A 20,649-nucleotide genomic window follows, 5' to 3' on the forward strand; every position below is an offset into this window, starting at 1 on the left:
ACTTTTCTCCGTCGCCGCGTCAATGCCCGTCGATCCACCGCAGCGCCACCACCGGCCGCTCAGGCGACGCCCGGGACGGGCACCCGAACCGTCATCACGTTGCCGGTCCGCGGTCCGCCGGCCAACGCCCCCGGATCCCACCGCATGGTGACCATGTGCAGCGTGCGCCCGTCCGGGCCGCCGAGCGCGGTGGCGAAGCAGCCCTGGTCCAGTTCGATCCGGTCGAGCACCCGTCCGCCCTCGGCCACCCGGACGGCACACTGGTTCGGCACGTCGCCGTACCAGACCGCGCCGGAGGCGTCCAGGCAGATGCCGTCCGGCGCGGAGTCCGCCACCTCCGCCCAGACCCGCCGCGCGCCGAGCGCCCCGTCGGCGGCGACGTCGAACGCGGTGAGCTGCCCGGCGTACGACTCGGCGACGATCAGCGTCCGGCCGTCCGGGGTGAGCGCCATGCCGTTCGGGAAGGCCAGGTCGCCGGCGACCAGCCGGGCCGTGCCGTCCGGCGTGACCAGGGCCACCGAGCCCGGCGCGAACGTCCCGCCCGGGAAGTCGAAACCGATCGTGTTGGCGTAGGCGTTGCCCCGCGCGTCGGTCACCACCTCGTTCCACGGGTACGGGGCCAGCGCGGCCAGGTCGGCGTGCGGGACCAGGGTGCCGTCGGGCTCCCGGCGCAGCAGCCGCCCGTCCCGGCCGGCGACCACCAGCAACCGCCCGTCGGGCAGCCGGTCGAAGCAGATCGGCAGGCCGTCGACCCGGACCACCACCTCGGTGCGCCCCTCGGCGTCCACGGTCAGCACCTCGCCGGCGCCCCAGTCGGCCAGCCAGAGCCGGCCGTCGAACCACCGGGGCGACTCCCCGAACGCCAGGCCCTCGACAAGCGGTTCCGGTGTACTCACGTGTTCTCCCTCGGCCGGTCCCGGCGGCGGCGCAGGAACTCCTGCTCCGCCGTGTTGGCGGTGGCGGCGATCGCCGCGTCGTACGCGGCCCGGGCCTCGGCCAGTCGGTCGAGCCGGCGCAGCAGGTCGGCCCGGACGGCGTGCCACACGTGGTACGTGGACAGGTCCAGCCGGTTCACCTCGACCAGTCCGGCCGCGGGTCCGCGTACCTCGGCCAGCGCGACCGCCCGGTTCAGCGCCACCACCGGCCCCGGCGCGTAGGCCAGCAACTGGTCGTAGAGCGCGAGGACCTGCGGCCAGTCGGTGCCGGCGGCGGTGGCCGCGTCGGCGTGCACCGCGTTGATCGCGGCCTGGATCTGGTAGGGGCCGGGTCGGTTCCGCCGCAGGCAGCGCCGGACCAGGTCCTGCCCCTCGCCGAGCAGCGCCCGGTCCCAACGGCCGCGGTCCTGGTCGGACAGCGAGACCGCGACGCCGTCCGACCCGGTCCGGGCGGGACGACGCGCCTCGGTGAGCAGCATCAGCGCGAGCAGCCCGAGCGCCTCCGGCTCGTCCGGCATCAGCGTCACCAGCAGCCGACCCAGCCGGATCGCCTCGGCGCCCAGCTCGGCGCGACCCAACCGCTCCCCCGCGCTGGCCGTGTGCCCCTCGTTGAAGATCAGGTAGACCACCGCCAGCACCGCGCGCAGCCGGTCGGGCAGGTCGGCGTCGCCCGGCACCCGGTACGGGATTCCGGCGTCGCGGATCTTGGCCTTGGCCCGGACCAGGCGCTGCGCCATGGTCGGCTCCGGCACCAGGAAGGCCCGGGCGATCTCGGCGGTGCTCAGGCCGCCGAGCAGGCGCAGCGTCAACGCCACCCGGGCGGCGGGGCCGAGCGCCGGGTGGCAGCAGGTGAAGATGAGGCGCAGTCGGTCGTCGGGCACGGGCCCCTCCTCCGCGGGCGGCTCGGCGGCGTGCAGCAGGGCGGCCTCGGCCTGCCGGGCGGCCCGGGTGGACTCGCGGCGCAGCCGGTCGATCGCCCGGTTGCGGGCGGTGGTGACGATCCAGCCGGCCGGGCTCGGCGGCGGGCCGTCGACGGCCCAGCGCCGCACCGCGACCGTGAACGCCTCCTGGACCGCCTCCTCGGCCAGGTCGATGTCGCCGAGGAGGCGGACCAGGACGGCCACCGCGCGGCCGTACTCGGCCCGGAAGACCCGTTCGACCTCGGTCATCCCTCGCCCTGGAACGGGCGGACCTCGATCGGCAGACCGGTGGCACGGGCGTAGCGGCGGCCCCAGTCGAGCGCGGCGTCCAGGTCCGGCGCGCGGATGATCGTGACGCCGCCCAGGTATTCCTTGCCCTCGGCGAACGGCCCGTCGGTGACCAGCACCTCGTCGCCGGCCGGCCGCAGCACGGTGGCGGTCTCCGGCGCGTGCAGGCCGTCGCCGAACACCCAGCTCCCGGCCTCCCGCAGGTCCCGGCCGATCGCCTCGACCTCGCGCATCACCCCGGCCAGGAACTCCGGGTCCGGCCGGTCCGCGCCGGTCGGCTGGTACATGCTGATCAGGTACTGCTTCACGGGTTCCTCCTCGTGCCCTCGGGCGGCTCGACGCCACCCTCCACCCTTCACACGAACGGCGGACGCCGGTTTCGACACGCCGGGGGTGTGGGATTCCCGCCGGGATCGGGGTATGCCGGGGCGTGCGCGGCGGCCGGGTGATCGTGGTGGGGGCGGGATTCTCCGGGCTGGCCTGCGCGCTCGCCCTGACCGACGCCGGCGCGGAGGCGCTGGTGCTGGAGGCCCGGGACCGGGTGGGCGGCCGGACGTTGAGCCGCCCGTTGCCCGGCGGTGGGTGGCTCGACCTCGGCGCGCAGTGGATCGGCCCGACCCAGGACCGGATGTACGCGCTGGTCGCCGCGTACGGAATGGAGATTTTCGCGTCGCCGGCGCACGGCGCCCCGACGCGGCTGCTGGACGGGCGACCGGCGGGCGGCGAGCCGGCCGGGTTGGCCGGGCTGCTCGGCACGCTGGACGAGCTGGCGGTCGGGCTCGACCCGGCCGCGCCGTGGCGGGCCGAGCGGGCGGCGGAGTGGGACCGCACCACGCTCGGCGGCTGGCTCGACGCCAACGGGCCGGACCCGGTCACCGCCGGCTACGCCGGTCGGCTGCTCGCCGGTGGCCTGCTGGCCGCCTCGCCGGACGAGGTGTCGCTGCTGCAGATGCTGTTCTACCTGCGCAGTGGCGGTGGCGTGGGCTCGCTGCTCGGGATGGCCGGCGGCGCCCAGCAGGACCGGATCGTCGGTGGGCCGGCCGCGCTGGCGCGGCGGATGGCCGCCGCGCTGCCGCCGGAGCGGCTGCGCCTGCGGTCGCCGGTGGACGCGATCGCCCAGGACGCCGGCGGCGTGCGGGTCCACGCCGGTGGCGAGGTGCATCGAGGGGACGCGGTGGTGGTCGCGCTGGCCCCGGCGCTGGCCGGCCGGATCCGCTACGACCCGCCGCTGCCGGCGCTGCGCGACGGGTTGACCCAGCGGATGCCGATGGGCGCGGCGTTGAAGGTGCACGCGCGCTATCCGGAGCCGTTCTGGCGGGCCGAGGGCCGCTCCGGGGTGGCCACCACGGACACCGGGCCGCTGACCGAGACGGTGGACAACTCGCTGCCCGGGCTGCCGGGCGGGGTGCTCACCGGGTTCAGCTACGGCGCGCAGGCCCGGGCGCTGCGCCGGCTGCCGGACGCCGCGCGCCGGGCCGCGCTGCGGGACGCGCTGGTCGCGCTCTTCGGCCCGGCCGCCGCCCGTCCCGAGGACCTGGTCGAGTACGACTGGTCGGCCGACCCGTGGACCCGGGGCTGCTTCTGCGGCTCGGTGACGCCGGGCTCGTGGTGCGACTACGGTCCGTCGCTGAGGGCGGCGGTGGGCCGGGTGCACTGGGCCGGGACGGAGACCGCGACCCGGTGGAGCGGCTACCTGGAGGGCGCGGTGACCGCCGGCGAGCGCGCCGCCGCCGAGGCGCTCGCCGCACTCGGCCGAGCACCCAGATTCAAAGAAAATCTTCGATACGTCTATTGAAAAGTTTCGCCATCCTGTGACCTAATGGCGACAGTTCCCTTCGTCACACTCCCGCCGCCGACAGGCGGCAACCCCCAGGGAGGAAAGATGCACCGTCTCCTGCGAACGGCGCTGCGCACCACCGGCGCCGCCGTGCTCGCCACCGTCACCGCCGCCGCGGCGGCCCTGATCGGCGCGGCCCCCGCGCACGCCGCCCCGGCCGGCCTGCCCGGGATGGACGTCTCCAGCTACCAGGGCAACGTGAACTGGTCCACCGCGTGGGCCAACGGCGCCCGGTTCGCCTACGTCAAGGCGACCGAGGGCACGTACTACACGAACCCCTACTTCGCCCAGCAGTACAACGGCTCCTACAACGTCGGGATGATCCGCGGGTCCTACCACTTCGCCCGCCCGGACACCACCACCGGCGCCACCCAGGCCAACTACTTCGTCGACCACGGCGGCGGCTGGTCGAGGGACGGAAAGACGCTGCCCGGCGCGCTCGACATCGAGTACAACCCGTACGGCGCCACCTGCTACGGGCTGAGCCAGGCGTCGATGCGGAGCTGGATCGCCTCGTTCGTCAACCAGTACTACGCCCGTACCGGCCGGTGGGCCACCATCTACACCACCACCGACTGGTGGAGCACCTGCACCGGCAACACCTCGCAGTTCGCCGCCAACAACCCACTGTGGATCGCCCGCTACTCCAGCAGCGTCGGCACGCTGCCGGCCGGCTGGGGCACGTACTCGTTCTGGCAGTGGTCCTCCTCCGGCGTGTTCCCGGGTGACCAGAACGTCTGGAACGGCACGCTGGACCGGCTCCGCGTGCTGGCCTGCAACGGCACCTGCTGATCCCACCGGCGGGGCGGGCCGCTGCGCCCGCCCCGCCGCCGTGTCCGAACCCGACGAGGAGGCCCCGACATGTCCGTTCCTCTCCCCCGGCGGGCCGTGCTGCGTGGCGCGGTCCTGCTCGGCGCCGCCGCCGGCGCCGGCGCGCTGACCCAGGTCGGCGCCGGCCACGACGCGCGGGCCGCCGCCGCGCGGGTCGACCAGCCCACGATCGCGAACTGCGCGACCTGGAGCGCCCGTCCGCCGTCGTCGCCGGTGAGCGTGGTGCAGAGCCGACCCAACAAGATCATCATTCATCACACCGCGTTCCCGAACACCAGCGACTTCAGCCTCGCCCAGGCCTACCGGAACTCCCGCGACATCCAGAACCTGCACATGGACTCCAACGGCTGGCTCGACTCCGGTCAGCACTTCACCAACAGCCGGGGCGGCTACCTGACCGAGGGCCGGCACGGCAGCCTCTACGGGCTGCTGCACGGGCAGAGCATGGTGCAGGGCGCGCACTGCGTCGGGCAGAACAGCCAGGCCATCGGCATCGAGAACGACGGCATCTACCTCGACGTGCAGCCGCCGCAGGCGCTCTGGGACAGCCTGGTCTGGTTCTGCGCGTTCACCTGCCAGCAGTACGGCATCGCGCCGACCGAGATCTACGGGCACAAGGACTTCAACTCCACCCAGTGCCCCGGCCTGCTGCACGACCGGCTGCCCGAGTTGCGCCGCACCGTCGCCGCCCGCCTCGGCGGCTGACCCGGCCGTTCGCGGGGCGCCCGGGTGCGACGGGCGCCCCGCCCTGAGATGCAAGGCGGGGCCCCTTCTTGACGCGTGCGGTGGAGGAAGGGGCCCCGCTCGACTCAACGGACCGTCAGCCGGCGTGCCGGCCGGAGCGCGGACGGGTGGGATGTCGGTGCGGGCTGGCAGGATCGGGCCATGCCGATCCGATCCGTCGCCGAGCTGATCGCCGCCCTCGACTCCGGTGAACACGTCACGTACCTGCACTTCTGGGGGCACCGGCCGCAACGCGACGGCAGCGTCGGCGCCGGCTGCCTGAGCCAGTGGTGGCCGGCGGCGTTCACCGTGGACGGTCGGGAGTTCGCCACCGCTGAGCACTGGATGATGTGGCACAAGGCCACCCTCTTCGACGACCACGCGGTCGCCGAGCGGGTGCTCACCGCCACGCACCCGCACCGGGCCAAGGCGCTCGGCCGGCGGGTACGCGGCTTCGACGAGACCGTCTGGACGGCGCGCCGCTGGGAGATCGTGGTGGCCGGCAGCGTCGCGAAGTTCGGCCAGCACGAGCCGCTGCGGCGGTTCCTGCTCGGCACCGGTGACCGGGTGCTGGTGGAGGCGAGCCCGACCGACCGGATCTGGGGCATCGGCCTGGCCGCCGGCGATCCGCGCGCCGCCGACCCGGCGACCTGGCAGGGCGAGAACCTGCTCGGCTTCGCCCTGATGCAGGCGCGCGCCGCGCTGGCGGCCGGGGCGTGACGGGGCAGCCCGACCCGAGCGCGGTGTCGAAGTCCGCCGGCGGGGACGCCTGGCGGCACGACCCGAGGCCGGCGGGACGGGTAACGTGCGCCGCGTGACCGCGTACTCGCACTGCTCCTTCTGCGGCGCGGCCTACCCGGCGGGCGCCGGCTGGCCGCGCGTCTGCCCGGCCTGCGGGGAGACGGTGTGGCGCAACCCGCTACCCGTCGCGGTGGCGGTGCTGCCGGTCCGCACGCCCGAGGGCCTCGGGGTGGTGGCGGTGCGCCGCGACATCGAGCCGGCCCGCGGCGAGCTCGCGCTGCCGGGCGGCTTCGTCGAGTACGGCGAGGAGTGGTCCGAGGCGCTGGTGCGTGAGCTGCGCGAGGAGACCGGGCTGCGGGCCGAGGCCGACCAGGCGCGGCTGTTCGCGGTGCACGGCGCGCCGGCCGGCGGCACCATGATGGTCTTCGGGGTGCTGCCCGAGCGGCCGGCCGGTGAGCTGCCGCCGTCCGCGCCGACCGAGGAGGCCACCGAGTGGCTGGTGCTCACCGAGCCGGTCGAGCTGGCGTTCTCCACGCACACCCGGGTGCTCGCCGACTTCCTGGCCGGGCGGCGCCCGCGCTGACCGTCAGCCCCGGGCGGGCACCGGCCGGGGCGCGAACGGCACGTCGGCCGGGGCCTCGTCGGCCGGCTCGCCGGCCGGGTGCCGCCACAGCCCGCGCCGGCGCAGGATCGGCAGCACCCCTTCGCCGAACCAGTACGCCTCCTCCAGGTGCGGGTGCCCGGAGAGGATGAACTCGTCGATGCCGAGGGCGTGGTACTCGGCGATCCGGTCGGCGACCTCGGTGTGGCTGCCGACCAGCGCGGTGCCGGCGCCGCCGCGCACCAGGCCCACCCCGGCCCACAGGTTGGGCGCGATCTCCAGGCCGTCGCGGGAGCCGCCGTGCAGGTCAAGCATCCGCCGCTGCCCCTCGGACTCGCTGCGCCGCAGCCCCTCCTGCACGGCGCGGACGTCGTCCTCGGCGATGCCGTCGAGCAACCGCCGGGCCTGCGCCCACGCCTCGTCGGCGGTGTCCCGGCTGATCACGTGCAGCCGGATGCCGTAGCGCAGGTCGCGGCCGGCCGCACCGGCCAGCCCACGGATCCAGTCCAGCTTGCCGGCGACCTGCGCGGGCGGCTCGCCCCAGGTCAGGTAGACGTCGCTGTGCCGGGCGGCGACCGGACCGGCGACGGCGGACGACCCGCCGAAGTAGACCGACGGCACCGGGTCGGGCACCCGGCCCAGCCGGGCGCCGGAGACCCGGACGTGGGCGCCGTCGTGGTCGACCGTCTCGCCGCGCCACAACGCCCGCACCACGTGCAGGAACTCGTCGGTACGCGCGTAGCGGGCGTCCTTGTCGAGGAAGTCGCCGTACGCCCGCTGCTCGGTGGACTCGCCGCCGGTGACCACGTTGAGCAGCAGCCGCCCGCCGGAGAGGCGCTGGAAGGTGGAGGCCATCTGCGCGGCCAGGGTGGGTGAGAGCAGTCCCGGCCGGAACGCGACGAGGAACTTCAGCCGCTCGGTCACCTCGGCGAGCATGGCGGTGGCCAGCCAGGCGTCCTCGCACCACGCGCCGGTGGGGGTGAGCGCGCCGGCGAAGCCGAGTTGTTCGGCGCTGCGGGCGATCTGGCCGAGGTAGGCGACGCTGGCCGGGCGGGCGCCGCCGGCGGTTCCGACCGGGACGCCGTGGCCGCCGCCCACGATGGCCCGGCTGTCGCCGTAGGTCGGCAGGAACCAGTGGAAGGTGAGCGACATTGGTGGCCTCCGGCGCGGGTCGGACGGGCCGCCTCCTGAGGGATGGGACGACCGCGCCGACAGACTACCCATAAAACCTATCGGGTTGGTAGGTTGCTGACGCCCGCCGATGGCCGGCCGGTCCCCCTCCCCGAGGAGTCGCCATGCGTACCCCGTCGAGACCCCGCCGCCGCCGGGTGAGCGCGCTGCTCAGCACGCTCGCGCTGCTCGTCGCCATCACGCTGGCGGCCTGCGGCGGCGACCCGGCCGACGCCCGCGGCGGCGACGGCGACCCGCTGCGGATCGGCTACCAGCGCTTCGGCGGCCTCAGCCTGGTCAAGGCGCGCGGCACCGCGAAGAACGTCACCTGGTCGCTGTTCGAGAGCGGGCCGGCGCTGACCGAGGCGCTCAAGGCCGGTTCCATCGACATCGGACAGACCGGCGAGGCGCCCCCCGTCTTCGCCGCCGCCGGGAAGATCCCGTTCTCCGTGGTCGGCACCTCCGAACCCATCCCGCAGGGCGAGGCGGTGCTGGTCAAGGCGGACAGCCCGTACCGGAGCCTCGCCGACCTGCGCGGGCGGACCGTGGCCCTGAACAAGGGCTCCAACGTGCACTGGCTGCTGGTGAAGCTGCTGGAGGCGAACCGGATGACACTCGCCGACATCAAGGTCAGGTACCTCAAGCCCGCCGAGGGGCGGCCCGCGTTCGACAACGGGCAGGTCGACGCGTGGATCATCTGGGATCCCTACTTCGCGCTGGCCGAACGGCCCGGCGTGCGGGTGCTCGCCGACGCCACCGGCCTGGCCGGCAACCGCGAGTACGTGCTGGCCGCGCCGGACGCGGTGAAGAACCGCACCGACGACGTCCGCGCCTTCCTGGACACCTACCGGCAGACCACCGACTGGGGCATCGCCCACCCAAGCGACCGGGCCGCCGTCCTCGCCCCGGAACTGAAGATCCCGCTGGACGTGACCACCCGGGCGCTGGCCCGCAGCGCCAAGCCGCTCGCGCCGGTCACCCCGGACGTCGGCAAGGAGTTGCAGGCCATCGCGGACAGCTTCGTCGGCCTGAAGCTGGTGCCCGGGCCGGTCGACATCGCCGGCCGGGTGGACGGCCGGTTCAACGAGGCGTTCCGGTGAGCGGTCCGGCGCTCGCCGAGGCGCCCGCGCCGGTCGTACCCCGGCCGGCGCCGCGACGACCACGGGCCGCCACCGCCCGGCGGTGGCGGCGGCTGGTCAGCCCGCTGGCGCTGGTGCTGGCCTGGGAGGTCGCCGCGCGGGCCGGCCTTCTCCCGGCGGAGAAGCTGCCGGCGCCCAGCACGGTGCTCGCCACCGGCTGGCGGCTGGCCGCCGACGGCACGCTCGGCGTGCACCTGCGCGACTCGCTCACCCGCGCCGCGCTCGGCCTGCTCGTCGGCGGCGGCCTGGCGCTGGTGCTCGGCGCCGCGGCCGGGCTGCTGCGCCTCGGCGACGACCTGGTCGACCCGCCGGTGCAGGCGGCCCGGATGCTGCCGCACCTGGGCCTGGTCCCGCTGCTGATCATCTGGGTCGGCATCGGCGAGTCGCTGAAGGTCACCCTGGTCGCGCTGGGCGCGTTCTTCCCGATCTACTTCAACCTGTACGCCGGCATCCGCGACATCGACGAGCGCCTGGTGGAGGCGGCCCGCACGTGCGGCCTCGGCCCGGCCGCGCGGCTGCGACACGTGGTGCTGCCCGGCGCGCTGCCCGCCCTCTTCCTCGGCCTGCGGCTCGCCATCGGCGCGGCCTGGCTCAGCCTGGTCGTCGGCGAACAGGTAAACGCCCAGACCGGCGTCGGCTTCCTGATGATGGAGGCGCGGGAATTCAGCCAGACCGACGTGGTGGTGCTCGGCCTGCTCGTCTACGCGCTGCTGGGCCTGGCGTCCGACCTGCTCATCCGGTTCGCGGAGAGGAGGACGCTGACGTGGCGACGCGGGCTGCGCGCGACCTGAGCGCGCCGGTGCTCACCGCGCGCGCGGTGACCCGTTCCTTCGGCCCGGCCGTGGTGCTGGCCGGCGTGGACCTGACCGTCGCCGCCGGCGAGACGGTCGCGTTGCTCGGCGGCAGCGGCTCCGGCAAGAGCACGCTGCTGCGCGTGCTCGCCGGGCTGGACGATGCCGCCGGCGGCGCCTGGACGGTGCACGGCGCCGCCGCCGTGGTGTTCCAGGAGCACCGGCTGCTGCCGTGGAAGCGGGCGGCCGGCAACGTCGCGCTCGGCGTCGGCGGCCCGGACGTCGACGACCGGGTCGCCCGCGCGCTCGCCGAGGTCGGGCTCGCCGACCGGGGCCGGGCCTGGCCGGCCGAACTCTCCGGCGGTCAGGCCCAGCGGGTCGCGGTGGCCCGGGCGCTGGTCCGCGAGCCGGACCTGCTGCTGCTCGACGAGCCGTTCGGCGCGCTGGACGCGCTGACCCGGCTGCGCATGCAGGGGCTGCTGCGCCGGCTGCGCGCCCAGCACGGCTTCGCCGCGCTGCTGGTCACCCACGACGTGGAGGAGGCGCTGCTGCTCGCCGACCGTGTCCTGCTGCTCGACGGGGGCGTGATCGCGGAGGAGATCCCGGTCCGCCTCGGTCCCGCGCCGAGCCCCGACGACCCGGCCTTCGGCGCGCTGCGCCAGCGGCTGCTCGACCGCCTCGGCGTGCCCGCCGCCTGACCGTTACGGAGAACCGATGACCCGCTGGACCCCCGACCCGTCCTTCTATCCCTCCCCCGCGCTGGCCGCCGCCGCGCCGGCCGAGAAGCTGGCCTACGTGGCCGCGTTCGACCGGGCCGGACAGCGTCCGGACGCCATCGCGGTGCTCGACACCGACCCGGACTCCGACACGTACGGCCGGGTGGTGCGGGTCGGTTCGGTGCGCCTGGGCGGCATCGTCGACCGCACCCCGCATCCGGCGTTCCCCGACGAGCCGCTGGCCGGCGGCCCGCAGATGGTCGAGATCAGCCGCGACGGTCGCCGCGTGTACGTCAGCAACTCGCTCTACGGCGCCTGGGACGACCAGTTCTATCCCGACGGCGTGGGCGCCTGGGTGGCGAAGCTGGACGTCGACCCGGAGCACGGCGGGCTCGTCCCGGACCCGCGCTTCTTCCCGCGCGGGGACGAGTTCCGCGGCCGGCGGGTGCACCAGACCCGGTTGCAGGGCGGCGACGCCTCATCCGACTCGTACTGCTTCCCGTGACCGGCGCGACCTGGGCGGCACTGGCCGGCCTCGGCGCGTTCCACGGCCTGAACCCGGCGATGGGCTGGCTGTTCGCGGTGGCCCGGGGCCTGCAGGAGCGGCGCCGGGCCGCGCTGCTGGCCGCCCTGCCACCGATCGCGGCCGGCCACCTGGCGTCGGTGGCGGTGGTCGCCGCGCTGGTCAGCGCCACCCGCTCGGTGACCGCCGGCACCGTGGTCGCGGTGGGCGGCGGGGTGCTGCTGGTCGGGTTCGGCCTGTGGCGGCTGCTGTCCGACCGGCACTTCCGCTGGACCGGCATGCGGCTGTCGGCGGCTCAGCTCACCGCCTGGTCGTTCCTGATGTCGGCGGCGCACGGCGCGGGCCTGATGCTGCTGCCGGTGCTGCTCGCCGAGCCGGCGGTCGGCGGCGGGCCGCACGCCGGGCACCTGGCCGCCGCGCCGGCCGGCGCGCTGACCGGGCTGGTCGCGGCGGCCGTGCACACCGCCGCCATGCTCGGCGTCGCGCTGGCCGTGGCGCTGCTGGTGTACGAGGTGCTCGGCGTCGGGGTGCTGCGCCGGGCCTGGTTCAACGTCGACCGGCTCTGGGCCGGCGTGCTGGTGGCGGCCGGCGTGGTGACGCTGCTCGGCGCCACCTGAGGGGTCGCGGCCGGCCTCGCCGTCAACGCAGCAGCGCCATCCGGTCGATGACGGAGTCGCGCAGCTCCGGTGGCCACCGGAGCAACGGCGCCGCCACCTGCGCCGACCGCTCCCTGCCAGGGGTAGGCAGATGACCGCCAACTCCTACTGCTCTAATAGGGAAAGGCAGCGTCGCCAACCCCCGGAGGTCATCCGTGAGCCGTTCCCCGTCTCCCGCCGAAGCCGTGCACGACGCCGAGCGGAGCCGGCAGTGGCTCGCCGGTGAGGCGCGCGGCGCGGGCGTCGACCGCACCCGGCTCCGGGAACTGGGCGCCGCGATGGCCGCGGTCACCGCCGCCGCCGCGGAACGCGAACCGGTCGCGGTGGTCTCCGCCCCGGTCGGCGTGGACCCGCCGATCGCCAAGCCGCTGCCGCCGGAGCTGCTGCGCCCGCTGGCCAGCAACGCCGAGATGTGCTGGTCGGCGATGGCCGGGCAGGGACACGTGGTGCCGACGGACCGCTTCTTCGTCCGCAACCACACCGTCACCCCGCACCTGGACCCGGCCGCCTGGCGGCTGCGCCTGTTCGGCGACGGGCTGCGCGGCGCGCCCACCCGGACCGCGCCGGTGGAGTTCAGCCTCGACGAGCTGCGCCGGCTACCGGCCGAGGAGAGCACCGCGCTGGTCGAGTGCGCCGGCAACGGGCGGCGCTTCTTCGCCGAGCAGCAGGACCAGCCGGCCCCGGGCGTGGCGTGGGGGCTGGGCGGCGTGGGCGTGGCCCGCTGGCGCGGCGTACGTCTCGGCGCGGTGCTGCGCCGGGCCGGCCTGCGCGCCGAGGCGGTCGACGTGATGCCCGAGGGCCTCGACCCCGACTACGTCACCGGCGGGGTGAACCTGGGCCGGGTCCGCCGGCCGCTGCCGGTGGCCAAGGCGCTCGACGACGTGCTGCTGGCGTACGAGATGAACGGCGAGCCGCTGCCCGCCGACCACGGCTTCCCGGTGCGGGTGGTGGTGCCGGGCTGGATCGGCATCTCCTCGATCAAGTGGGTGGGCCCGGTCGAGGTCTCCACCACCCCCCTGTTCTCACCGTGGAACACCCAGTTCTACCGCCTGTTGGGCCCCGGCCACCCGGTCGACGGCACGGTGCTCGGCGCGCAGCCGGTGAAGAGCGCGTTCGAGCTGGCCTGGGACGCCCGGGTGCCGGCCGGCGAGGAGGTGCTGCTGCGCGGCCGCTCCTGGTCCGGCAACGGCCCGATCGAGCGGGTCGAGGTGGACACCGGCGACGGGTGGCGCCCGGCCGACCTGATCGCCGCCGACCGGGGCGGACCCTGGCAGCGCTGGACCGTCCGCTGGCGTCCGCCGGCCGCCGGCCGGCACACGCTGCGCGCCCGCGCCACCGACCGCACCGGCGTCGGCCAGCCCGACCGGGCCGCCCCGAACACGCTCGCGTACCTCTTCGACGCCGTGGTGGCGCACCCGGTCACGGCGTGCTGACGGTCAGGTAGGCCGGCGGGACGGCGTCGGTCAGCCACACCCCGTTCGCCGACCGGTAGAACAGGTGGCCGCGCCCGGCCATCGCGGCGGCGTCGACCGACAGCACCACCACCGCGCCGCCGCGGCGCGCGCCGACCCGCCGGGCCGTCGCCACGTCCGGCGACAGGTGTACGTGGTGCCGGCGCCCCCGGCGCAGCCCCTCGGCCCGGATCGCGGCGAGCACGGCCTCGCCGGTGCCGTGGAAAAGCTGCCCCGGCGGCACGGCCGGGGTCAGACCGAGGTCGACCGGGACCGAGTGCCCCTGGCTGGCGCGGATCCGGTCGACCCCGTCCGGGCCGGGCTCGACCGCGAAGCGCTGCTTGTCGTTGCCGGCCACCACCTCGTCCAGGTCGGCGCGGCTGATCCGGAGCGCGGCGAGCAGGTCGGCGACCGACACCCAGCCGGCCCGGTCGAGGGTCAGCCCGAGCCGGTCGGGACGGTGGCGCAACGCCAGCGACATCCGCTTGCTGACCCGGACCAGGTCACGGTGTTCCATCCGGACAGTGTGGGCGCTCGGCCCGGCCGCGTCGACCGGGTTCGGCCTGCGGGTCGTCCGGCCGGCGGGTGACGATCGGGTTCGGCGTGCGGCGGCCCGGTCAGCGGGTGGCGGCCGACTTCGGGTCGACCATCAGGCCGGCGGCGTCCACCACCTCGAAGTCGCTGCCGCGCAGACGGTCCAGCGCGTGCAGCGCGTCGTTGTCCCAGCGCGGGTCGGGTGCGCCGGAGATGTACCAGGCCGAGCCGTGGTCGGCCACGATCAGCCCGTGCGTCCGCATCGCCTCCGCCACGATCCGGGCCTGCCGGGGCAGCCCGGACAGGTCGACCGAGCGCTTGAGCCGCAGCCGCTGGCCGAGCTGCGGCAACGCCGGGTCGGTGGCCGACGAGGCGGAGTGGCTGGCCGGCCACGTCCAGCCGGTGCGGGTACGCGGCACGGTCACCCGGATCGCGTGGTCGATCCGGCCGGCCGCCACCTCGTCGTAGCGGACCAGCCCGGCCAGCACGGACAGCCCGGCCGCGTCGGCGGAGGTCCAGCCCGCCCGACGCATCCGGTTCGACCGCAGGTCGAAGACCGCACCCGAGCCGGCCCGCCAGCCGTCGCCGGACCGGTGCGCGTCGAACAGCTCGTACGCGCGGCAGCCGGCCCGGTCCCAGACGATCACGTGCCGGTCGCCGGTGCCGGACGGGCCGCCCTCGACCTTCGCGTCGGGCGGGATCGGGTACGGCCCGGGGTCGCTCTCGTCGGCGTACCCGAAGGTGACCGGAACCTTCCGCTGCCCGGCCGCGACGACGGTGACCGGGATGCCGATCGGCGCGCCCTCCCACTGCCCCGAGCCGAAGTCGGCGTGCACGTTCGCGCCGGCCCCGATCGCGCCGACCATCGTGGCCGAACGGGAGTGCACGGGCAGCCGGGAGACGTCGGCGTGCCAGACGTTGTCGGCCGGGAAGACGGTGCACGCTCGGGCCGAGGCGCTCGGGCGGGCCCCGATCCCGACCCGGGCGGCCGGCACCGCTGACGGCGCGCCCGGCGTCGCGTCGGCGGACCCGGGCGTCGCCGTGGAGGCGGCGGCGCGTGCGGTGGAGCCGACGCCGGGCGCGGCGCTTGCCCCGGAACCGGCGGGATCAGCTCCGGACGCGGAGCAACCGGCGGTGAGCAGGGCCAGCACGGCGACGACAGCGGCGCGGCGAGGGCGGGGACGGAGCATTCCGGCGATCCTGCCCCAACCCACCGTCCCCGGCAAGCGTGCCCATCTCGCCGCCTACTCTTCGAGGCCGTCCCGCCACCCGACGTCGTGTGATGCCTGCCCGCGATTACCGCCTTCGCGGGCCGCTTCCCGGGCCGCTTCCCGGGCCCCACAGAGGGCGCCGTGGGGCGGGCAAGCCAACCGCCGGGCGCGCACCGCAGGGCCGGCGGGCACCGCAAGACGCGCACCCGTGGGCCGGGCGAGAACGGGGCGGACGCCGCAGGGGCGGGTGGTCAGGCGGCGGCGCGCTCCGGCAGCGGTCGGCGGCGCCGGGCGGGGTCGGTCAGCGACGGCGGGGACCAGGCCCCGTCCGGCTGGTAGAGGTTCACCCCGGGCGGCACGATCTCGTCGATCCGGTCGAACACCGCGTCGTCGAGGGTCAGCGTCGCGCCGGCGAGCAGCGCGTCCAACTGGTCCATGGTGCGGGGTCCGATGATCGTGGAGGTGACCGCCGGGTGCGCCGCGGTGAACGCCACGGCCAGTTGCGGCAACGTGCAGCCGACCTCTTCGGCGAGCGCCGCCAGCTCCTCGACGGCGGCGTACTTGGCGGCGTTGCCGGGCAGCGCCGGGTCGAACCGGCCCGGGGTGAGCGCCGGCCGGCCGGCGGTGAGGTCGACCGGCCGGTCGCGCCGGTAGCGCCCGGACAGGAAGCCGGAGGCCAACGGGCTCCACACCAGCACGCCCATCCGGTGCCGGCGGCAGACCGGCAGCACCGACGTCTCGATCCCGCGCGCCAGGATCGAGTACGGGGGCTGCTCGGTGCGGAACCGGCCGAGCGCGCGCCGCTCGGCGACGTGCTGCGCCTCGACGATCTCGTCGGCCGGGAAGGTCGAGCAGCCGAACGCGCGGATCTTGCCGGCTCGGACCAGGTCGGTGAGCGCGCCGAGCGTCTCCTCGATGTCGGTGCGGTGGTCGGGCCGGTGGACCTGGTAGAGGTCGATCCAGTCGGTGCCCAGCCGACGCAGGCTCTCCTCGACCTCGCGGACGATCCAGCGTCGCGAGTTGCCGCCCCGGTTGGGTCCCTCGCCCATCGGGAAGTGCACCTTGGTGGCGAGCACCACGTCGTCACGCCGGCCGCGCAGCGCCTTGCCGACGATGACCTCGGACTCGCCCGCCGAGTACATGTCGGCGGTGTCCACGACGTTGACGCCGCGGTCCAGCGCGGCGTGCACGATCCGTACGCAGTCGTCGTGGTCGGGGTTGCCGACCGCGCCGAACATCATGGTGCCGAGACAGTGGACGCTGACCTCGATGCCGGTGCCGCCAAGGACGCGGTAGCGCATGGGAACTCCAGGGGGTGACGCCGCGCTGACCGGGCGGCGGCCGGTCCGGTCACGGTAGGGGTTCGAGTGCGCTGGAGGTCAACGGTCGGCGGCGGGCCGGCCGGCGTCGGCCAGGTAGCCGGACGCCTGCAACTCGAACAGCTCGCGGTAGGGCCCGGCCTGATTCATCAGCGTGTCGTGGTCGCCGGACTGCACCAGCCGGCCGTGGTCCAGCACGAAGATCCGGTCGGCGTGCCGGACGTTGGCCAACCGGTGGGTGATCAGCACGACGGCCCGGTCCGGGTGCCGGCGCAGGTGCTGGAAGAGCGCGTGCTCGGCGCGGGCGTCGAGCGCCGCGGAGGGCTCGTCGCAGATCAGCAGCCGGGCGTCGCGGTAGAGGCCGCGCGCGGCCACCAGCCGCTGCCACTGCCCGCCGGAGAGGTCCTGGCCGTTCTTGAACTGCCGGTCCAGCAACGTGTCGTACCCGAACGGCAGTTCGCTGATCATGTCATGCGCGGCGGCGTCCCGGGCGGCGGTCTCCACGCTGGGGCCGGCCCGGCCGGCCCGGTCGTGGCGGCCGACGCGGATGTTCTGCCCGGCCGTGAACGGAAACTTCCACCAGTCCTGGCTCATCACCGCGACCTGCGCGGCGACCTGCCGCGGGTCCAGCTCGGCGGCGTCGACGCCGTCCCAGCGGATGCTGCCGCCGGTGGGCCGGTAGAGGCCGGCGATCAGCTTGGCCAGCGTGGTCTTGCCGGAGCCGTTCTCCCCCACCAGCGCGACCACCTCGCCGCGCCGGAACGTGAGGCTGACCTCGTCGACGGCGGCGCCCTCGGTGTCCGGGTAGCGCAGGCAGACCCGGTCGAGGTCGATCCGGTCGAACCCGTCGACCGGCCGCTCGCCGCCGGTCGGGATCCGCCGGCCGGCCCGGTCGAGGAAGTCCCGGTAGTCCTGGTAGTAGAGGGCATCCTCGTAGAGCGAGTTGGTCGCGAAGATCGTGGTGCGCAGGCTGCTCCGCGCGGACTGTAGGGCGAGCAGCGCGGTGGCCGCCGCGGCGAGCGCGACCACGCCACTCATCAGCAGCCCGCCCAGCACCAGGTAGAGGCCGAACGTGGCGACCCCGGTGACGGAGAGGCCGATTCCCCGGGTGATCGTCTGCGCGCGGGCCAGGCGCAGCTCGGCCCGGGTCTCCAGACGCGTCATCAGGCGGTATTCCGAGAGCAGGAACTCCCGCATCTGGTAGGCGCGGATCTCGGCCGCGGTGTGCCGGTTGGCCATCAGGTCGCCCAGCATCCACTTGCGGCGCCGCCGGGTGATCCGGGCGAGCCAGTCGATGTGCTGGCGGCGGGCCATCCGCACCGCAGTCACCGCCTCCGGCGCGGCGGCGACCAGGAGGCAGGGCAGCAGCGACGGGTGGATGATGGTCACCGCGGCGGCGGTAGCTGCCACACCGACCACACCGGTGACCAGGTTGACCGTGTCGTTGACCAGAGACCCCGCCTCGGCCAGCCCGCGGTCACGGGCGCGGTCCATCTCCTCGGCGAAGCCGGCGTCGTCGAAGGCGGCCAGTTCCACCTCGGAGGTGGTCTCGAACAGCCGGCGCTCGACCGTGTAGTTGATCTGAGGAATGAGCCGGGCCTGTGCCCACCCGGCGGCGACGGTAAGGGCACCGCGCCCGGTGACCGCGGCCGCGGCCAGGGCCAGGGCGGGCAGCGCCGCCCGGAGCCGCGCCGGGGTCGGGCCGGACGCGAAGAGCTGCTGCAGCACACCGGTGGTGGCGAGCAGGCCCAGCGTGGTGAGCACGCCCGCGGCGATGTTGAGGCCGAGCGACGCCGCGGTGTCCCGGCGGCTGGTCGTCCAGCCCAGACTGATCGCCTCGCGGACCAGCGCGGGCAGCCGCCGCGCCACCGACCAGAAGCCGGTGTGGGCCAGCTCGGTCGCCCGGTGCATCCAGTGCGGGTCGGCCAGCTCCGGCAGCGCCGGCTCGCCGGCCGGCTCGTCCGGACCCGATGCGGAACGAGGGTGGATCACCCCGGCCATGACACCTCCTCCGTGCGGTCGGGCAGAGGGATCCTACTTTCCGCATTCACCCGGTGTCAGCCAGTGACGGGCGTGTCGAACACCTGTCCCAACCGCGTGTCGCGACGCCGCCTCGCCGGACGCGCCGGGCGGGTGGGCGACGCCGGGTCGCGTCGCGACAACCGGCTCCGGGTGGCAGGCTGGTGGGGTCGCCGGCGAATGCCGACCGCCCGTCGTGAAGGAGAAGATCGACCCGATGGCTGTGGACGTCACCACCACGGACGAATGGCAGGCGCTGCGCAAGCACGCCGAGGCGATGCGCGGCACCCACCTGCGTGAGCTCTTCGCCGCCGACGGGCAGCGGGGCGAACGGCTCACCGGCGAGGTCGCCGACCTGCACGTGGACTACAGCAAGAACCTGGTCACCGACGAGACGGTCGCGCTGCTCACCGCGCTGGCCGAGCGGGTCGGCCTGACCGAGAAGATCGCGGCGATGTTCGCCGGCCGGCACATCAACGTCACCGAGGACCGCGCCGTGCTGCACACCGCGCTGCGCCTGCCCCGGGACGCCTCGCTCGACGTGGACGGCCAGGACGTCGTCGCCGACGTGCACGCGGTGCTGGACCGGATGTCGGCGTTCGCCGAGCGGGTGCGCTCCGGCACGTGGCGCGGCCACACCGGTGAGCGGATCACCACCGTGGTCAACATCGGCATCGGGGGCTCCGACCTGGGCCCGGTGATGGCGTACGAGGCGTTGAAGGCCTACCGGGACGCGGGGATCAGCTGCCGGTTCGTGTCCAACATCGACCCGACCGACATCCACGACAAGACCTCCGACCTGGACCCGGCGAGCACGCTGTTCGTGGTGGTCTCGAAGACGTTCTCCACCCAGGAGACGCTTGCCAACGCCGATCAGGCGCGGCGCTGGCTGCTCGCCGGGCTGGACGCCGACGACGACGCCGTCGCCCGGCACTTCGTCGCGGTCAGCACCAACGAGCAGCGGGTCCGCGACTTCGGCATCGACCCGGAGAACATGTTCGGTTTCTGGGACTGGGTGGGCGGGCGTTACTCGCTGCCGTCGGCGGTCGGGTTGTCGGTGATGCTGGCGGTCGGCCCGGACCGGTTCCGCGAGATGCTGGCCGGCTACCACGCCGTCGACGAGCACTTCCGCTCCACGCCGGTCGAGCGCAACGTGCCGGCGCTGCTCGGCCTGCTCAACGTCTGGTACACCGACTTCCTCGGCGCGGAGACCCACGCCGTGCTCCCGTACGCGCAGTACCTGCACCGGTTCCCCGCCTACCTGCAGCAGCTGACCATGGAGAGCAACGGCAAGTCGGTACGCGTCGACGGCTCGCCGGTGACGTACCCCACCGGGGAGATCTTCTGGGGCGAGCCCGGCACCAACGGTCAGCACGCCTTCTACCAGCTCATCCACCAGGGCACCCGGCTGATCCCGGCGGACTTCATCGCGTTCAGCCGGCCCAACCACGACCTGGGCGACATGCACGACCTGTTCATGTCGAACTTCTTCGCCCAGACCGCCGCGCTCGCCTTCGGACGGACCCGGGAGCAGGTGGAGGCCGAGGGCACCGCGGCCGAGGTGGTGCCGCACCGGGTGATGGCCGGCAACCACCCGACCACCTCGATCCTGGCGCCGAAGCTCACCCCGGCGACGCTGGGGCAGCTGATCGCGCTCTACGAGCACATCGTGTTCACCGAGGCCGCGGTCTGGGACATCAACGCCTTCGACCAGTGGGGTGTGGAGCTGGGCAAGGTGATGGCCAACCAACTCGCCCCGAAGCTCACCGGGCCGGACCCGGATCTCGCCGAGGTGGACACCTCCACCGCCGAGCTGATCCGCCGTTACCGCGCCGAGCGCGGCCGGAGCTGACCCGACCGGTGACGCCCGGGCGGCCGGACCGTCCGGGCGTCACCGTGACCTGCGGGTACACGGGCCCCCAATTCGGTTGCACCGAATTGCCCACTGATTACTCCCCGACAGTCAACACATTCATCACCGTCGCGCCTTGACCCGTCGCGCAGGCCGCCGCAACCATGGATGAGCCGACGTCGATTCGCATTCCGACACCGGCACGGCGGACCACCTCGAGCGTGGGCGCCGATTCGCGACGAGGGCTCGACGGGGAACTGTTTTCGCACGTCACCGACGTGGTGGTGCCGTGCGCGGGCACATCGGTTGCCGTTCCGTACGGCACCCGGCTGCACCGATGCACGCCCACTTTCCCGCACCCGTGATCCCTTGTGGAACGGCATTGCCGCCGC

Annotated in this window: 20 protein-coding genes; 12 read left to right on the plus strand and 8 right to left on the minus strand. The window is 74.7% G+C overall.

All coding sequences use genetic code 11. From position 1 onward, the window contains the following. Positions 1–59: 59 nt before the first annotated feature. From ACGFI2_RS05580 to ACGFI2_RS05590, 3 genes are read right to left on the minus strand one after another with little or no spacing between them, the layout of a single operon-like run. The gene (locus ACGFI2_RS05580) at positions 60–896 is read right to left on the minus strand and encodes an SMP-30/gluconolactonase/LRE family protein (protein WP_393511098.1); all 837 of its coding nucleotides are present in this window, start codon (positions 894–896) and stop codon (positions 60–62) included. After that, a complete protein-coding gene (locus ACGFI2_RS05585) occupies positions 893–2,104 on the minus strand; it encodes an RNA polymerase sigma factor (RefSeq protein WP_393511101.1) in 1,212 nt (403 codons plus the stop codon). Before ACGFI2_RS05585 ends, ACGFI2_RS05580 begins: the two co-directional genes overlap by 4 nt. Continuing rightward, positions 2,101–2,451 (minus strand): YciI family protein, encoded by a 351-nt coding sequence (locus ACGFI2_RS05590; RefSeq protein WP_393511104.1) that lies wholly within the window; start codon positions 2,449–2,451, stop codon positions 2,101–2,103. The genes ACGFI2_RS05585 and ACGFI2_RS05590 overlap by 4 nt, the downstream gene beginning before the upstream one ends. A gap of 122 nt (positions 2,452–2,573) precedes the next feature. Between ACGFI2_RS05590 and ACGFI2_RS05595 the strand changes: the two genes are divergently transcribed. The 5 genes from ACGFI2_RS05595 to ACGFI2_RS05615 all read left to right on the plus strand — a co-directional run bounded on the left by ACGFI2_RS05595 (position 2,574) and on the right by ACGFI2_RS05615 (position 6,858). Beyond that, a complete protein-coding gene (locus ACGFI2_RS05595) occupies positions 2,574–3,938 on the plus strand; it encodes a flavin monoamine oxidase family protein (protein ID WP_393511107.1) in 1,365 nt (454 codons plus the stop codon). An 87-nt stretch (positions 3,939–4,025) separates the two neighbouring features. Further along, positions 4,026–4,772, plus strand: coding sequence for a lysozyme (locus ACGFI2_RS05600; RefSeq protein ID WP_393511110.1), 747 nt, complete (start codon positions 4,026–4,028; stop codon positions 4,770–4,772). A gap of 69 nt (positions 4,773–4,841) precedes the next feature. After that, positions 4,842–5,516: a peptidoglycan recognition family protein gene (locus ACGFI2_RS05605; RefSeq protein ID WP_393511113.1), complete on the plus strand. Its 675-nt coding sequence runs from the start codon at positions 4,842–4,844 to the stop codon at positions 5,514–5,516. Positions 5,517–5,696: 180 nt separating this feature from the next. Next, the gene (locus tag ACGFI2_RS05610) at positions 5,697–6,254 is read left to right on the plus strand and encodes an NADAR family protein (RefSeq protein WP_393511116.1); all 558 of its coding nucleotides are present in this window, start codon (positions 5,697–5,699) and stop codon (positions 6,252–6,254) included. 94 nt (positions 6,255–6,348) lie between these two features. Beyond that, entirely contained in the window at positions 6,349–6,858 is a 510-nt protein-coding gene (locus ACGFI2_RS05615; RefSeq protein WP_393511119.1) for an NUDIX domain-containing protein, read from the plus strand. A 3-nt stretch (positions 6,859–6,861) separates the two neighbouring features. Here the strand turns inward: ACGFI2_RS05615 and ACGFI2_RS05620 are convergent, their stop codons facing one another. Further along, entirely contained in the window at positions 6,862–8,028 is a 1,167-nt protein-coding gene (locus ACGFI2_RS05620; RefSeq protein WP_393511122.1) for an LLM class flavin-dependent oxidoreductase, read from the minus strand. A 143-nt stretch (positions 8,029–8,171) separates the two neighbouring features. Here ACGFI2_RS05620 and ACGFI2_RS05625 point away from each other — a divergent pair, with 143 nt between their 5' ends. The 6 genes from ACGFI2_RS05625 (at position 8,172) to ACGFI2_RS05650 (ending at position 13,304) form a co-directional block, all read left to right on the plus strand. Further along, a complete protein-coding gene (locus tag ACGFI2_RS05625) occupies positions 8,172–9,146 on the plus strand; it encodes a sulfonate ABC transporter substrate-binding protein (RefSeq protein ID WP_393511124.1) in 975 nt (324 codons plus the stop codon). Further along, a complete protein-coding gene (locus ACGFI2_RS05630) occupies positions 9,143–9,976 on the plus strand; it encodes an ABC transporter permease (protein ID WP_393511127.1) in 834 nt (277 codons plus the stop codon). The genes ACGFI2_RS05625 and ACGFI2_RS05630 overlap by 4 nt, the downstream gene beginning before the upstream one ends. Further along, on the plus strand, positions 9,949–10,674 hold the full coding sequence (locus ACGFI2_RS05635) for an ABC transporter ATP-binding protein (protein ID WP_393511130.1): 726 nt from the start codon (positions 9,949–9,951) through the stop codon (positions 10,672–10,674). Before ACGFI2_RS05630 ends, ACGFI2_RS05635 begins: the two co-directional genes overlap by 28 nt. 16 nt (positions 10,675–10,690) lie before the next feature. Next, positions 10,691–11,197 (plus strand): selenium-binding protein SBP56-related protein, encoded by a 507-nt coding sequence (locus tag ACGFI2_RS05640; RefSeq protein ID WP_393511133.1) that lies wholly within the window; start codon positions 10,691–10,693, stop codon positions 11,195–11,197. Continuing rightward, positions 11,194–11,832 carry a hypothetical protein gene (locus ACGFI2_RS05645; RefSeq protein ID WP_393511136.1) on the plus strand — a complete coding sequence of 213 codons (639 nt, stop codon included), beginning with the start codon at positions 11,194–11,196 and terminating at the stop codon, positions 11,830–11,832. The genes ACGFI2_RS05640 and ACGFI2_RS05645 overlap by 4 nt, the downstream gene beginning before the upstream one ends. Before the next feature lie 194 nt (positions 11,833–12,026). Next, positions 12,027–13,304 (plus strand): sulfite oxidase, encoded by a 1,278-nt coding sequence (locus tag ACGFI2_RS05650; RefSeq protein ID WP_393511139.1) that lies wholly within the window; start codon positions 12,027–12,029, stop codon positions 13,302–13,304. On the opposite strand, the gene ACGFI2_RS05655 is transcribed toward ACGFI2_RS05650, so the two are convergent. The 4 genes from ACGFI2_RS05655 to ACGFI2_RS05670 form a co-directional block, all read right to left on the minus strand. Further along, positions 13,291–13,839: an RNA 2'-phosphotransferase gene (locus tag ACGFI2_RS05655; RefSeq protein ID WP_393511142.1), complete on the minus strand. Its 549-nt coding sequence runs from the start codon at positions 13,837–13,839 to the stop codon at positions 13,291–13,293. The two genes, ACGFI2_RS05650 and ACGFI2_RS05655, sit on opposite strands and share 14 nt — an antisense overlap. Positions 13,840–13,939: 100 nt before the next feature. Further along, positions 13,940–15,046 (minus strand): hypothetical protein, encoded by a 1,107-nt coding sequence (locus tag ACGFI2_RS05660; protein WP_393511145.1) that lies wholly within the window; start codon positions 15,044–15,046, stop codon positions 13,940–13,942. A gap of 272 nt (positions 15,047–15,318) precedes the next feature. Further along, positions 15,319–16,368 carry an aldo/keto reductase gene (locus ACGFI2_RS05665; RefSeq protein ID WP_393511148.1) on the minus strand — a complete coding sequence of 350 codons (1,050 nt, stop codon included), beginning with the start codon at positions 16,366–16,368 and terminating at the stop codon, positions 15,319–15,321. 78 nt (positions 16,369–16,446) lie between these two features. Further along, the gene (locus tag ACGFI2_RS05670) at positions 16,447–18,387 is read right to left on the minus strand and encodes an ABC transporter ATP-binding protein (RefSeq protein WP_393511151.1); all 1,941 of its coding nucleotides are present in this window, start codon (positions 18,385–18,387) and stop codon (positions 16,447–16,449) included. Between the two features lie 235 nt (positions 18,388–18,622). On the opposite strand from ACGFI2_RS05670, the gene pgi reads away from it, so the two are divergent. Then, complete coding sequence (pgi, locus tag ACGFI2_RS05675; RefSeq protein WP_393511154.1) at positions 18,623–20,257, plus strand: glucose-6-phosphate isomerase; 1,635 nt, start codon at positions 18,623–18,625, stop codon at positions 20,255–20,257. Positions 20,258–20,649: the final 392 nt, after the last annotated feature.

It is taken from the genome of Micromonospora sp. NPDC049282, assembly GCF_043197045.1.
Classification (GTDB): domain Bacteria; phylum Actinomycetota; class Actinomycetes; order Mycobacteriales; family Micromonosporaceae; genus Micromonospora.